General features: G+C 55.0%; 20 protein-coding genes. 1 reads left to right on the plus strand and 19 read right to left on the minus strand.

Annotated features, from left to right (window positions below; translation table 11 throughout):
- The first annotated feature begins 115 nt into the window (after positions 1–115).
- Positions 116–445, plus strand: a complete 330-nt coding sequence (locus ACR0DL_RS20780) for a hypothetical protein (RefSeq protein ID WP_480691098.1) — start codon at positions 116–118, stop codon at positions 443–445.
- 106 nt (positions 446–551) lie between these two features.
- Here the strand turns inward: ACR0DL_RS20780 and ACR0DL_RS20785 are convergent, their stop codons facing one another.
- From ACR0DL_RS20785 to ACR0DL_RS20875, 19 genes are all read right to left on the minus strand, one after another.
- On the minus strand, positions 552–824 hold the full coding sequence (locus ACR0DL_RS20785; protein WP_480691100.1) for a phage fiber-tail adaptor protein: 273 nt from the start codon (positions 822–824) through the stop codon (positions 552–554).
- A complete protein-coding gene (locus ACR0DL_RS20790; RefSeq protein ID WP_480691102.1) occupies positions 824–2,458 on the minus strand; it encodes a hypothetical protein in 1,635 nt (544 codons plus the stop codon). The genes ACR0DL_RS20785 and ACR0DL_RS20790 overlap by 1 nt, the downstream gene beginning before the upstream one ends.
- Positions 2,459–2,878 carry a hypothetical protein gene (locus tag ACR0DL_RS20795; RefSeq protein WP_480691104.1) on the minus strand — a complete coding sequence of 140 codons (420 nt, stop codon included), beginning with the start codon at positions 2,876–2,878 and terminating at the stop codon, positions 2,459–2,461.
- Between the two features lie 150 nt (positions 2,879–3,028).
- Positions 3,029–3,430, minus strand: a complete 402-nt coding sequence (locus ACR0DL_RS20800) for a hypothetical protein (protein ID WP_480691106.1) — start codon at positions 3,428–3,430, stop codon at positions 3,029–3,031.
- Positions 3,431–3,480: 50 nt separating this feature from the next.
- Positions 3,481–4,017 (minus strand): DUF7338 family protein, encoded by a 537-nt coding sequence (locus ACR0DL_RS20805; protein WP_480691108.1) that lies wholly within the window; start codon positions 4,015–4,017, stop codon positions 3,481–3,483.
- Positions 4,011–4,271: a DUF6378 domain-containing protein gene (locus ACR0DL_RS20810; RefSeq protein ID WP_480691110.1), complete on the minus strand. Its 261-nt coding sequence runs from the start codon at positions 4,269–4,271 to the stop codon at positions 4,011–4,013. Before ACR0DL_RS20810 ends, ACR0DL_RS20805 begins: the two co-directional genes overlap by 7 nt.
- The gene (locus ACR0DL_RS20815) at positions 4,268–5,371 is read right to left on the minus strand and encodes a hypothetical protein (protein ID WP_480691112.1); all 1,104 of its coding nucleotides are present in this window, start codon (positions 5,369–5,371) and stop codon (positions 4,268–4,270) included. The genes ACR0DL_RS20810 and ACR0DL_RS20815 overlap by 4 nt, the downstream gene beginning before the upstream one ends.
- Before the next feature lie 33 nt (positions 5,372–5,404).
- Positions 5,405–5,716: a hypothetical protein gene (locus ACR0DL_RS20820; protein ID WP_480691114.1), complete on the minus strand. Its 312-nt coding sequence runs from the start codon at positions 5,714–5,716 to the stop codon at positions 5,405–5,407.
- A 333-nt stretch (positions 5,717–6,049) separates the two neighbouring features.
- A complete protein-coding gene (locus ACR0DL_RS20825) occupies positions 6,050–6,295 on the minus strand; it encodes a hypothetical protein (protein WP_480691116.1) in 246 nt (81 codons plus the stop codon).
- Positions 6,292–6,489 (minus strand): hypothetical protein, encoded by a 198-nt coding sequence (locus ACR0DL_RS20830; RefSeq protein ID WP_480691118.1) that lies wholly within the window; start codon positions 6,487–6,489, stop codon positions 6,292–6,294. Before ACR0DL_RS20830 ends, ACR0DL_RS20825 begins: the two co-directional genes overlap by 4 nt.
- On the minus strand, positions 6,486–7,076 hold the full coding sequence (locus tag ACR0DL_RS20835) for a lysozyme family protein (protein WP_480691120.1): 591 nt from the start codon (positions 7,074–7,076) through the stop codon (positions 6,486–6,488). The genes ACR0DL_RS20830 and ACR0DL_RS20835 overlap by 4 nt, the downstream gene beginning before the upstream one ends.
- Positions 7,077–7,080: 4 nt before the next feature.
- Positions 7,081–7,338 (minus strand): hypothetical protein, encoded by a 258-nt coding sequence (locus ACR0DL_RS20840; protein WP_480691122.1) that lies wholly within the window; start codon positions 7,336–7,338, stop codon positions 7,081–7,083.
- A 36-nt stretch (positions 7,339–7,374) separates the two neighbouring features.
- The gene (locus ACR0DL_RS20845; protein WP_480691124.1) at positions 7,375–7,833 is read right to left on the minus strand and encodes a hypothetical protein; all 459 of its coding nucleotides are present in this window, start codon (positions 7,831–7,833) and stop codon (positions 7,375–7,377) included.
- Between the two features lie 429 nt (positions 7,834–8,262).
- Entirely contained in the window at positions 8,263–10,023 is a 1,761-nt protein-coding gene (locus tag ACR0DL_RS20850; protein ID WP_480691126.1) for a hypothetical protein, read from the minus strand.
- On the minus strand, positions 10,020–10,826 hold the full coding sequence (locus tag ACR0DL_RS20855) for a hypothetical protein (protein WP_480691128.1): 807 nt from the start codon (positions 10,824–10,826) through the stop codon (positions 10,020–10,022). Before ACR0DL_RS20855 ends, ACR0DL_RS20850 begins: the two co-directional genes overlap by 4 nt.
- Positions 10,827–12,614 carry a hypothetical protein gene (locus ACR0DL_RS20860; protein ID WP_480691130.1) on the minus strand — a complete coding sequence of 596 codons (1,788 nt, stop codon included), beginning with the start codon at positions 12,612–12,614 and terminating at the stop codon, positions 10,827–10,829.
- Complete coding sequence (locus ACR0DL_RS20865) at positions 12,607–13,023, minus strand: phage tail assembly chaperone (RefSeq protein WP_480691194.1); 417 nt, start codon at positions 13,021–13,023, stop codon at positions 12,607–12,609. The genes ACR0DL_RS20860 and ACR0DL_RS20865 overlap by 8 nt, the downstream gene beginning before the upstream one ends.
- A complete protein-coding gene (locus tag ACR0DL_RS20870; protein ID WP_480691132.1) occupies positions 12,957–13,352 on the minus strand; it encodes a hypothetical protein in 396 nt (131 codons plus the stop codon). Before ACR0DL_RS20870 ends, ACR0DL_RS20865 begins: the two co-directional genes overlap by 67 nt.
- On the minus strand, positions 13,353–13,814 hold the full coding sequence (locus tag ACR0DL_RS20875) for a hypothetical protein (protein ID WP_480691134.1): 462 nt from the start codon (positions 13,812–13,814) through the stop codon (positions 13,353–13,355). It lies immediately after the preceding gene.
- Positions 13,815–13,877 lie beyond the last annotated feature (63 nt).

A 13,877-nucleotide genomic window follows, 5' to 3' on the forward strand; every position in this document is an offset into this window, starting at 1 on the left:
CGCCAGAACCTAAATTTTGCGCGGATTATTAGAATTCAACCACTTAGCCTTATAATTTCCCAAGACATAGCGGGAACAAAGGCAGAAACCGGGAAACAGATAAGGAGATACTAGGATGACGAGTTTTGGTGGTATTGGAGGTATCCCAGCAGGTCGCGAACTTGACCAGTCCGATCTTTTTGAAATGGCAGTTAAAAGATGCTTGGGCGAAAGGCTAAAAAACGACGACGATTTGTGTGCTGAGATGTGGTCTGCCCTGGCTAACATGGATTGGAAGCACGACGACGGCGATACAGCCAGCTACTCGTTTCGAGCCGCAGGAGATTTGATTGCCGCAGTACGTGGTGAAGGTGACTATTTAGACTGGTATTGTTCAGGTCCGTCTGGGGTTGTCACTGTGCGTATTGCTGAGGCTCTTTCGAGGGAAGGCTGGCACCCAGACTAAACCACCTACCCCTCCACCCCCTCGGACTGCCGGTAAGGGTTCACGTCCTAAAACGCAAAAAAGAACGCCCCACCACTAGGGCGGGGCAAGTCTGAGGGAGTCCTGCTTACTTGTCGTTTACGGTAATGGTCATTTTCCGGCTGTCCTGTCGGCCCGCTGCCGTGGTGATGTGACAATCCAACTCGTATTGATTGCCGACTGTGCCACCTGAGACCCAGGCACGTACCTGCGTTGTCGTGTGGGAGGATGAATCCAACGTTAGGCCAGTTGTGGCCGTGACAGTGTGCGCGGTGATTGTGTCGCTATCCCCTGCAAGCCAATCCGTCCAATCAAACAGGTAGTCTAGCACTGCAACCGGGTCTTTAATCATTGCTGTCATTATGACGCCCTCAATGTTCTGGTTTCCTCGGGAATATCCAACGTCCGCGCCTCACTCGAAACCGATAGGCTTCTATCCTCTGCGTCTATTGCGCATGTGCGTTCCGTTGGTGTGGTCGAAGCGCTTAGATCCTGTCCAAAGCCCGCCCCTGTCGCTGAGGCTTGCCCCGAACCGGACGCGACGAGCCGTAGCCGCCCTGTGGCCGCGCTGGACGCACTAGCCTGCCCTGTCCCTGCGCCGGATACACTAAGCGCCCCTGTCGCCGCGCTGTCGGCCTGTGTGCTGCCGGAACCAGATGCAACCAGCGTTAGCTTTGCCGTAGAGGCCGACGTTGACGACGTGGAGCCCGTACCCGTGCCGGTGATGTCTGGCGGGGTGCTTGTCCCTGCCCCGGTCCCGGTCGAGTCCGTCGAGCCCGATCCTGCGCCCGTTATCGCAAGGTTGGCATTTGCCGCCCCGGTGCTGCCGGTCGCGCCTGAACCTGATCCGCTGATTTCCAGGCTGGCACTTGCTGCGCTTGCGCTGTCCGTGGTGCCAGAGCCCGACCCCGCGATTGAAAGGACGCCCGCCCCGCTTGATGTGCTGGAGGTTGAGCCGCTGCCGGTGCCGGTGATGGGAGAGGAGCCGAGCGTACCCGCACCAGAGCCCGCGGAAGACGTTGAGCCTGTGCTTGCGGCGGTAATCTCGACGCTACCAGCACCCGCGCCGGATGCTGAGACCGAAACAGAGCCGGAGCCAGTTACGGAAACGCTACCCGCGCCTGCCCCTGTTGCGCTTGTTGGGCCAGCACCACTGCCGTTTAGATCAAGCTCACCAGAGGCTGTGCTTGTCGATGAGGTTGATCCCGTACCCGTTCCAGAGATGCCAGACGACGGCGGCGCTGACTTGTAAGGGTGCGCAGCGGGTAGATTTGCCTCTAGCCCCCATTTGTGAGCTAGATAGCCTTCGAATTCCTCACGCTCGGATTGAGACAGAACCGCATCGAAGAATAGAATTTCTCCAATAGCAGCATCTGCATAGTCACCGCCGCCGCCAGTATTTGTGCCGACGCGAATTTCTTTGGTCCCGGCAAAACTGAGGGAATTCGTGTTGTTGTTGGTGACGCCAGTGCTTGAGCCGTCGTGCCACCAATTTATATTCGAATAGTTCGATGAGGCTGGAATTTCAGTGACAAAAACAACTTCTTCATTGTTGGCCCATGTGGTGTCTGATTCCACATAGCCATTCCCCATGCGGTTGGTTAGTTCCTGGTTGCTCGATCCGCCCTCTTGTCCGAAACTGAACGCGTCCCCTGCGCCCGAATTGCCGTAGCCAGCAACGATACCAATTCCAGAGTATCCCGTTCGCAGCTTTACGACACCAATAATGGTCATGGCTGGTGCGCCATTGCCAATATCTGTTGCCGAGCTTTTAACTAGAGAGTCATTGCCATCCAGGTCGATGGCATTCAAGCCGCCAATCGTCACGGAGCCTGTGGTGGGTGAGCCGTTGCTAACCGTTAGGTTGTTCGAGTTCTTCTTGTCATCCCACTGACTAACAGCACCGCTGGTGTCTGTGACCGTGCCACTGTCGTCACCGTCATACCAAGCAATGACATTTGACCACGCGGTACTGTCGGACGGACTCCACGCCATTTACTTGGCACCCACCGATTCAAAGGATGCAATCAGGTCGGCTAGTGCAGAGCTGATGCGTAGACCGTCCACCAAAGAGCCAGGAACAATCATTTTGTGACGGATCATCTTGGTTGTCAGGGGCGGAGTTCCCGCAGTCTCAAGCACCACCAAATCAGACGCCGAGAGGCTACCCAAAAGAGCATCAAGAACGACGTTCCATGCCGCCGCCTTCGTCTCTATATCGACCATAGCCGCCTGGAATGCCGCTAAAGTCGCAGGCCCGCCAAGACCAGACATGAATACTTCCGCTGAAGCAGGCTGCTTCTGCCCTTCGACAAGCGCCTCATAGGACCATTGCTTAGCCCGAGACAAGCCAGCCTGAATCCGTTCCAACTCAGAAAGTTGAAGATCACCAAACGAGTCCCGAACCTTTCGCATTTGGTTCGCCACCTGAATACATGCGTCAACGGCAAGAGGCATAACCTCTGGAAAGCGAGAGAGGGACATGGGGCACCTATGCTTTGTAAGAAAGGCCCGCGCCGCTACAGCATGGGCCTAGGGAGTGGAGTTCGGAGGGGGTCTCTACCGTTAGCCGTTGCCTTGGCTGATGGAATAGGAAGTGACAGTGAAAGACTGGCCCGCTGCAAACGAGGTATTATCAACCTCAATGTCTCCGCCGCCGCTGGTCGCCGTCACAGTGCCTTGAATGTGGCATGTCGCGCCCTGCTTGATGCGGTAATGCGCTGCCGTGCCGGTTGCGTCTGCGCTGGTGTCTTCCCAGGTGCCGTTCTTGGCCTTAGAACCGCCCGAGGCAGCAGCCATCCAGTCAGAGGGCAGGTTCAGGGTTGCCAGAACCGTGCCAGTGTCTGCCGCCGCGCAATTTGCGGGGACTGAGCCCGTGCGAATTTCCAGGGTCGGTGTGGTTCCGATATCGGTTTCAATAGCGTCCAGCATTGCATTGCGGACGGAATCCGAGAATTGAATAGCCATACTGGCCTCCATTGATTTTAGGGATTGATGCGTCTTACCCCGACGCGGGGTTATCGTTTCAGGCGTGGCGTGATGCCGGTGAACATTCCTGTTGAGCCTGTCGGGTAGTCTTTAGCGTCCGTCAGAGGTTCGACCTTCCAGCCGATCCGCAGATACAGCCGTTTTCCGTTTCGGGCATAGCTGGGCTGAATTTCAAAGTACCGTTTGCCGCCCGCTTCGACATGGACCCACAGGCACGAAAAGCCGTCATCCTTGATTGAGCCTCTGATGCTAAGAATGCGCCAAGTGACCGGGACAGACCCATGAAACGGGATGCCGAGGCGATAGCGGAGCGTGTAAGCCTTGTTTCGGTAGAGCCAGCGGATCAAGCCGATGCGCTTGCCCCATTTGTCAGCGAAATCCTTGACGTCCTGTTCCTGGTCTAGCCCTGCATATCCAAGATCATCATGGGTTTCCCACCACTGGAACAGGCGCGGCAAACGCCCCTCTTTATCAGCCAGCAGCACCGCGATAGGAACAACGGGCCAAGTCAGGATGAATGTGCAGACAAGCCAGATAGGAAGGCCGAGAAAAAAGCGGGCTAGCAAGACACCTCACCCCCGCAAGCCGCATAGCCCGCCATATCAATCCAGTTGTCTGCGTGAGCAGGATTTGAGCCCGCGCGAGCCACCTTCAGCAGTGTCATCATCAAGGCCACATCAGTAGCCGTGACCGTAACGCCGAGATGCGCCGACCACAGCGCCCCGATGCGGTTGAAGTTGTTTCCCAAGTCGCCGTGGTCCGCTGCGCGGTCTTTGGTGACGTATTCTTTAGCGGTGTCGAGAACATCGGATCTTGTCATGCTGCTACCTTCACTCTGCCAACCTCGCCCTTGTCTTTGTGGTACGTGACCGCCTGTAGCTGAGCCCGCGCGCAGTATGCGTGGCTCTGTGCGTAGGCGTCTCTTGCGGTCAGGGCGCGAAGTTGTTCCCACTGCACCCCGCCAATATCAGCGCTCTTGTGATGGTGAAGATGCCCGGTCCAAAGAAAGCGATGACGAGTAGCGCCCCACATTTCGGGAAACTCGTCAGCCAGGAACAGAACCATTCGCTCTGCCTTGGCCTTATCGCCGTGATGCGCGCATATCATGTTGACGCCGAACCGATGCGCGAAGAACTCGCCCGGTTCCTTTTGGACCTCAACCCGTGGCTCATTACGGAAATGCTCAGCCAATGCGAACAAGACGGCCATATAGCTGGTCATATTGTGGTTGCCGGGAAGAATCCGCACGATAACCTGCTTGTGTTTCTTCAGGGCTAGCTTTGTTGCAGTGACCAGTGCTGAGACAGTGACGTCGATAGTGCGAAAGTGCCGCGTATCCACATCCAGGACATGCTTTGAGCGTGGTGTCTGGTTGGTTTGGTCATCTGCATGTGTCAGGTCGCCAATATCCAAAATGACTGCGGTTTCCGAGGATGGCGAAGATTCCACCGCCTGTCCCAGCCAATTGACCAGCCTGCATGTTGCCTTCTCGGTATCGTAACTCTCGCCCGCCTCATCACCCCAAGCCAGCATTCCGATATGCGCGTCTGCGATGGGATAAAGTGTCAGGAGGTCTTTTGCCTTGTGTGGTGGTGCCGGGGTTGGCTCAGCAGCAGGAAGACCCGAAAATACATCTCGGATGCGCTCCAGAACATCAGTAGAGGCGTCCGTTTCTGGTGCTGACCACCGGACGGTATCAAACGAGCCGTCCTCGCGCTGAATACGCCGCCAGCCGCCCTTGATTTCAACTCCGTTGAGACCAGCGCTCCGCATAGCATCAGCAGCGCCACCTGATAGGTGAAGGCCCGCCGCTTGGGCCTTCTTTACTTGATAGCGCAGTGTTTCCCTTGGCATATCCGCCGCCCTAGCAGCCGCAGAGATGCTGCCGTGTTCCTCGACCAGACGCAGCGCCTCGCGCATTGTCTCTATGGTCATTGCTGGGGTTGGCATTCCTTATACCGGGTCGCCGTCAGCTTCTTTAAAGCTCTGGGGTGAAAAATCCTTACCCGCCGCAAGACCACATGTGTCGTTGCCCAACTCCACGGTGACCGTCCAAGTCTTTGTTTCCGGGTTCAGCCAGAACTTAATGACGTTCCCAGCCCCATCGCGACCCTCTGCAATGACAACCTCTTTATATTTCTCGGATAGTTGGCCTTCCGACACATCTGTTGCATCACAGTTAATTACTGCTGGTCTCTTGTGAGGTGCCGCAGAAGCGGGCAATGCCAATAAAGCCGCCAGAGCGGTTGCTGCGATAAGTTTCATGATAAGTTTCCCCTTCGGGTTGGGCCAGCGTTGCACAGGTGCGGGCCAGAGCCTGTCTTAGTGGTATCGTGCGTGAGATTTGCGGCAGTGTTCCCGCCCGAACACACGCACCCATAGCGCCCAGAAGGGCTTATGCTGGTGGTGGTAGGCGTAGGAACACCAAGCCTCGTTTCGGCCCGTCAGGGCGTTGTGTGTCAGTCTGGACAGATGGTTTAGCGTGTCCAGCCGCATAGCTCAGCGCCGGTTTCGTTGTGTGTTAGTATTTGGCGGGCTGTGCCGTCGGTCAGAACATCGGCGCGGCTAGGGCGGATAGGAGAACCCCAATCGCAGGTTTTAGTCGTCGTCACGCATCCAGCCATCAAGGCGGCGAACAACGTCATCAGGAGAGGCTTTGCGTATGTCATCCTGCTTTTCCCGTGCTTTGTTTGAGGTTTCAAGGGATTGCTTTAGTCCCTCGGTTTTCTGAGCCTGTTTGCCTTCACGCTTGCCCGCGATGAACGCCGTAAAGACAACAGCGAAAGCGGCCAACGCTGCGGAAACCCATCGCCCCAATCGAGTCCCAAGAAGCCAAGTCATCATCCGAGCCGGATCTGTTTAGCTAAGGCGTCCATGCCGAACGCAGCCAAGTTGAAGCCGAACACAAACGGCGTCATATACCGGCCAATGTCCGTCACATCCTCGCGCTGCATGATGAGACCAACAGCGAAGGTGCCGACCAATAGAACCATCATCACAAGGGCGTATTCACGCTTGAGCGTCTTTTGAGGTGTCATTTTGTGATCCCTAACGCTTTGAGGATTTGAAGAATTGCGTTGATAAGTGCTGTGAGGGGGTTGGTCTTATTCGGGTTCTTCAGAACCTTGTAGGTTGCTTTGCCCTTGATTGACTTAACCACCTCAAGGAACTCATCCGCATCCGCATGTGCCTTATTCAGACCGTCACCAGCGTAATAACTGCGACCTTTCTTTGGGCCGTTGACAAGGGGGAGTGACGCCCACTCGCGCGCTAAGGAATTGGCAAACTTTTCAGCCCCAATCTCACCGGCCATATACTGATCTAAGCCCCGACGCTTCAATAATTGGACCGCAAGATTGTCTTGTGTCTTCTCATTGAATGGAGTGGAGGTGGACATGCCAGCGGGCTTGTATAACCCCCTCAACGTGTCTTCCATAATTTGATATCGACCTGCGGCCTCGCTCATATAGAGCGGATCAATCCGATCCTGCCACGCCAACACCTGCCCGATAGTCATGGCCACTAGTGGTTTAGGTGGCCGATGTTTACCTCGGATGCCGGACCAAACAATATTGTAGTCGCCCCGGCTTTCATACCGGGCGATAAAATCAAGCAGCTTTTTCATGAGATTACCTCTGAAACAGGTTCCTGATGTCTTCCCGCATTTCTTTCTGGGAATCCTCAATGCGCTTGAATGATCCGCGCACCTCTTCCATGTCCCGCTTTCGCTCGTGGTCCCGATGCTCCAGGGCCTTCTCCAACGCTTCGATTTGTTTCTGGTTGGTGAATATCCGCCGGATGCCGTAGGCAATCCCGCCAACTAAGGCCACAAACAGCCAGTTCAGGGCACTTTGCAGCCCGCCCTCAAAAGCATCACGGAAGGTCATATCAGGAAACCCCGTAAATCTGGTCTAACATCGTCATTACCCCCACAACCCATCATCCGAGACATCTGACGGGATTGGATTCATCGCCTCAATCTCGTTTGACTTGGTTCTAATCAACTGAATAGCGTTCCAAACCTGCTCACCGTCAGCCCAAGCAGCGGCTTCGGCGGCAGTCCAAGTGTTCTGTGGTTTTTGGTTCAGTATCGCAGCCTGAGCCAGTAAGTTGCGCTGTTTCCACTCAGGGCAAAGGGCAGTAATGCGGCGGTTGGCCTCTGCCTTTACCTGTTCAATAGTTCCTGGCGAAGGGACATATTTTGCGGGCTTCGCATTCAAGCAATGCTGATGAATTACACGCCCATGTGGCATCACGTCATCATCTACCGCTGTGAACGGTATCCACCCCAGTTTAGGGTGATTGATCTCACAATCGATGCCACCTGTGGCATTGTAGACAGGGTTACGCACATCGGCATCGGTCAGATTAGACAAGTCCATTTTAAGCGATCCTCAAGAATAGAGTTGTCCGACGTGGTCCAGCACCGGGCGCGGCTGGGAATGCGCCCAGAAAGCGCCATGTACCGCTGAGTGCAGAAACACCTGAAATGTCATCACCGTCAGCGTTAGATGGCTTGAGTTCGGATCCCAAAACACTTGTTCCGGGCTGTATGACGTTACTGTTGCCGGTTGTCCGCACCGCAAGGCAGACCACCCCGATTGTGTCATGCTGTGTGAGGGCATAGCGCGCCCTGACCCAATCCCTGCCTGCGTCGGTGGGGGTTGTGTCCATCGCGGCGTCCCTAATGCGTGGGGCTCCTGATGCGCCCTCTGTAATCGCAATCGGGTTGTCCCTCATCAGCGTCAAAAGCGGCTGGGTAACAGGACTATCCTGATCAATGTCCGAGTTTGGAATTGTTGTGTAAGTTGTCATGATACCCGCCCACAAGTCGTGCCGTCAGACAGCAGCCCTGAACTGTCGCCTATGTAGCAATTTCTGAAAGGTGCGCTTGCCGCGCCGGGATAGTCCGGCGTCCCTGCTGCCATTACATAGTGAATACGCCCATACAGCGTTGTGTCGCTTGCCAAGTATCGGATTTTCTCACCCGGCTCGTATTCCTCGGCGCTGATAATGGTCCAGTTTCGAACTCTTAGGTTCCCGTACTGGTCAACGTCTTTGTGGTGTTGGATACCGAGTGTATCCCCTACCCAATAGTCACCATCTTTGGCGTCGAGTTCAAACCGCACTTCGGCGGGAACATCCACAAACCGCGTGATGATCTTTGATGCTGTGTTTTGCGCCAGCGCGTCAGTCGGTATCCATCGCCCGAAAACTTTGCGAATAGACGGTTCGCCATAAAGCTCGTCTGTCTCGCTCTCTAGGTTGGCAATAACGAACTGACTTTTATAGGCGCGCGGCTTGTCCTCGTCCTCAGTGTAGTCGTTCTGCTTGTAATACATCCAAACTTGGCTGGCTCGACTCTTTGGCTTCTCTGTGAACTGAACAGAGCCTGACAGAATGTTACTCTCATCTGTCAGTACATCCAATTGAGCATCAATACCGCGAACCGCCTTTAGCTTGACAAGACTGTCACGCTCATCCCACCACAGGAAACAAAGTGCCTGCTCTTGGATTTCAGAAACCAACTTAGCCACGGATTGCGGCTCTGTAATAAGCGCGGTGAGGTCATAGAAGGACAGATAACTGCCCACCTCGGTTGCCCAATTGGCAGTATCCAGCCAAGAGCCGTCAATGCTTCCCCAAGTTGTCAGTAGATCCTCAAGTAGGTCATTCACAGGCTCAGTCGTATACCGAAGGCATTCCTGGACACCGTCATCAACATCATGACTATCAGCTGTTGAATTGTCCGTCCCTCGCGTCACTCCGGTGAACTGCAGGTTGCCGCTACTCATGGCGCGCGCCGTGTAGGTCATTAGCTCGTCATTGATCCGAAGCGTCCCTGAGGCCGGGTAATCGGCAGCAACAGCATTTGCGACACTGAAGCTGGTTTGTGTATCGTCGATTGCGGTAAATAGAAGTCCGGGGCTGGCCTTGGGGGCTTGCGCCTTCCTTTCCTCGATCCGGGCCAAAACATCTTTGCCGCGAATGGTAATTCTGCCTTTCGCACTGACTTGACTGACCTCAGACAAAAAATACCGGCGCATTTTCATCTGCGCCAAAGTCTGCCCGGCGTATCCTTCATAGACCTTGATTTGGATGTTTTGTCGGTACTTGTTTCGAACCAACCAACGAGACCAGAAAGACCCCCGGTCATGGCTCATCGGGTCCCATGAACGGCCATCCACATATGGATCAACCTGCCTGTCCGTGTGTGGATGGTCCTGAAACACGATGGTGCAGAGCGCCCGCTGCCCCAGTCCCTGAGAGTTACGGTCGGACACCGCGATATTTATCTTTGTCGGTGCCGTGGAAACACTCACCAAAGATGGGATTATATAAGGCGCACCGCCAACACCACGATCCGCAACATTCCCACGCGAAAAGAACAGACTAAGCGGCGTTCCAAGAGAAAAGTTTGCCGTGTCCTGGCAGGTTGCGCGGGTGTTGTAGCACTTGGTGTCATTCGTACCTGTTGCCGTACAAGGCGACACGCCGAACGTATGCTGACAGAAGGGTTGGACAATCTCGACGATCTGGACGACCTCGCGTCCCGGTGTGGTGCTGGTCATTCCCAAGACCTCGCCATAACGTTCCGAAGTCCAAGGAGCATAAAGTTCGCCTGACCTATGTACTGCGCTTGCGGTACGGTGTCTGTGTGGCAGTATCCGACGCCTTGGTCATCGCCGGGACGCCACGCGATAAAAAATGGCTCCGCCTCGATCGCCTTCTGTGCGTCCGGCCAATTTGCATATACCCATGTGTCTTCGACAATGTTCCAGACATAAGATGTTTCAAGGAACTTACGTTGGATGGTTCGACCTAAGAACTCGCCAGTCTCCGAAAGGTTGGTGCGCATTTCGGTATTGCGGCCCAATTCCAGCGGCCTATGAGGGTTGTTAATAGGACGTGGCATTTGTAGCGACTTACCGAACCGGATCACGCCAATCTCCGGCGATACAGCGGAACCGTTGACCTCAATACGCCAACGTTGCGCTGTTATGGGCTCGAATATCGCATAGATGGGGCTGTCATTGGTGGGGGTGACGTCAATCAATGTCTGCCACGATCCACTAAAGTATTGCACTTTCAAAGTGCTACCTGCCGTGAATAGGTTGTGCGCACCAATGCAGCAGGCGTCACATTCAACAGATGACCCGTGGTCGTATTCCCATGTTTCTGCAACCAGCGTTCCCGGCGACCAGAACTCATAGGTCAGGCTGTTAGTGGGTCCGGCTGAAAAGTAGCCCGTCGCCGTGGTTGAAGCTGTGACTGTACCGCCCGTTAGCCAGTTTCTTGCATGTAGGATGCGGGCATGAATCAAGGCCTCGTCACCACTTGGTAACGAGTAACCAGGCTCGAAAAAGACTGCCATTTAGACGATCCTGATTTTTGCGCCATCATCAACGGCGTCATTGATTTCATTGATTAGCTCGACCACCTGTTCCCGCCCGAATATCTTACCTTCAAGCTGAATCGCCACGTTCCGGCTGACCTCTGGTGCTTCCGGGGCTGCGGGACCAGAGGACGGAATTTGAGTGTTGAAAGATGGGGCGGAGCTACCAGAAGAACCACCAGTCCCACCGAGTCGCAAGGCCGCGTTTGCGCCAATCAATCCAACCTGTACAGCACCGTAAGTTTTAATCGCAGCCGCAGCAGGCGGGCCAGCAATAGGGCCTAGTTCCGCAAGCGCTCGCGTTGCCGCAACAGCGGTATTCTGGATGGCCTCAGAAATGCGAAGCCCGGTGTTAACCGCCAGTAAGGCAATTGCAGCACCCTTTGAGTGCTGAGCGAGCGTATTAAGGAAGGTTATTCCGGACGCAGTCGCATCTTTCTGTGCGTTCTTAGCATTCTCGGCTTGGGCTTCCTGAAGATCCCCGACCCTTTGATTGTATTCGGCCTCAAGCGCTAGTTTCGCCGCGTTATGTTCTTCCTGGGTAAGAAGTTCAGTTGCGCGTCGGTCTGCTAGGATTTCCTGACCCTCAAGATACCATTCATCAATGATTTCCCGTTCAGTCATCAATTGTTGCATGAGACGGTCTAGATCGGATTCAAAGCGGTCAGCCCCACCTCCGCGCGACTTGCGCCCGCCACCTCTGTCGAAGTCTACAAACTCACCGCCTAAACCTGCAAGGATGCCGTCTGTCGCGCTAGGGACCACTGATCCCCTCCCGCCCTCGACACTACCCCCTGAATCAAAGCCTGCATCAATGCGGTTTTTAGCATTTAGGGCTGAAATTAAGTTGTCTGAAAGCCTGCCTGCCTGATCTGCGGCCTTGCCGGTATTATCTGCAACGTCATCCGTCAGAGAAACAACAAGGCTTAACCGCTGCGCTGTTTGCAGAAGTAGCGAATAGTATTCGCGTTGCTCTGCTGTCATCTCATCAACGCTGCCTGCCGCATCTAACAGCATATCGGCAAGGCTGGTAACGGTGTCCAGTTGCTCGCGCGGCCCTTCGGCTATCCGCATTTGTTCCAGACCCTGCGCAAAACGCTGTGCAGTGCCAGCCGCAAGTTCGCCAGTATAATCAAAGTCCTCGAAGAAATCGACCAGCCGGGCCAATTCTGAACGCAGCCCCCCTTGGAACGCTCCGGTCAACTCATCAACGGCTGTTGCGGCATTTATGAGAACTTCTGCCATGCGCAAATCTTGCATACGCTCGGCTAGGTCTAGGGCCTCTGTTGAAACAACCCCGAATTGTTCCGCTAGGTAGTCGGCAAGCTCTGCTCCCTCAAGGGTAGCCCGGCGGAAGGCGTTAATGCCGTCTGTTAGGTCGCTTAGAGCATCTTCAAGCCTTTCGCTGTCGCCGGATGTGCCAAGCATTGCTGCGCCAAGACCTAAAATGGCCGGGGCGGCGATACCGGCAGCGATACCAATAGACCCGAACCCTAACAGGATATCAGGCATCTGAATCGCTAACGCCTGCATGAAATTTCCGGTTGCCGCCGTTTGCTGCGATACTTGGTTGAACTGTAATCCTATCTGACGCCAATCTGTACGACCACGGCGCGCTGCATCACTAGCCGCAGCGGTGGATGATTTCAGCTTTGACGTTTGGGCCTCAGCTCGCTGCCCTGCGGCTGCGAAACCATCCATGTCGGCCTTGCCGTCCTGCAATTCCGTCGTATCGACGTTGATTGCAAGTGTCGCTACATCAACCATTCACGGGCTCCCAAGGTGGAAAACCAAATTCGTCTTTCCCGATGGCGTAGCCCTCAAGATAAGCCGCTGACATTTGGTGAATCATTACGCATTCCCAGCGGCTTTTGATTGCCCTGGTTGCTTGTGCGTAGGCGTGGATTTCTTGCCAAGATAGTTGCGTCGGGCCATTGCCCGTCGCTTCAACCATTCCACACTCAGAAAAGGCAGAGGCCAGATATTCCCCGGCCTCAAGCGGTGGTAATTCGGGCGGCTCCCCTGTTGCCGCCTCATATGTTTGCCATCGGGTTCGCTTCTGTTTGGGGTACGGTGAGTGCCAAAAGCCTAATGTCTTCGACCAAAGGATTAACTCATGTTTTGGACGAAGTTCCGACGGCGCAGCGCAAAAGGGGTGATTTGTTCCGCTATCCAGGCTGTGCGCTCATCCTTAACCAGTTTCAGCGCGTTCTCCGGTGAATATTTGAACGGCTTCCCGTCCATTTCCATTTCACCCGACCAACCAACAATGCAGACCGCGACCATATGCTGTGCGGCCTCTTCGGTCTCAAGTTCGCCCTGCGCCTGCTTTTCCTTGATGACCCGAAAAGCCTCACGGACACTAGGCGCATCGTTCCCGACCACCCGCACCGTAAAGGGCTCACCATCCTTCTGCTTCAGCAGCTCGCCAGTCGCCGGGTGCTTAACCTGCATATCCGCACCAGCGCCAGCCGCTGCGGTTACGTCATAACGGCTCAGATCCATTTACGATTCCTCTGTACCAGTAAAGCGGCCCGAGTTCACAGCGAACACAAGGTTATATCCCTTAAAGCTGTTGGGTGTTGCCTCACGACGCATAACCGACTGGATGCGCCCATAGTAGAAATGAGCCTGTGCGCCGTCGCTGTCCACTTCTTGCAGCGCATAGACCGTATTCGACCCTGCGCCAGAGACAAGCGCTGCCTGTCCTGCATCACCCTCGATGTACTTGATCGGGATGGACAGCGCACCGCCGTCCTTTGCGCCGTTGAAGTGTTCCACGCGACCATCTTTCAGTGTGGGCTCTGATACGTCCTCGACACTGTCACCGCGCTCAGGGAGGCTGATAACGCCTTCAATGTCGGTCCATGTCAAAGCGCCGTAACCCGCCTGATCTTCAGTTGCGGGGCGACCAGTAGCGATTTTTAGGCCAGTCCCCAGTTCAATATATGTGTCACCCGTTGCCATTGTTTTGGGCTCCTATTTTGTCGCGGTCTTGCCCAAGGACCGGGAAAAGGGCATTGATAGAGG

Source organism: Ruegeria sp. BB5, from assembly GCF_056539405.1.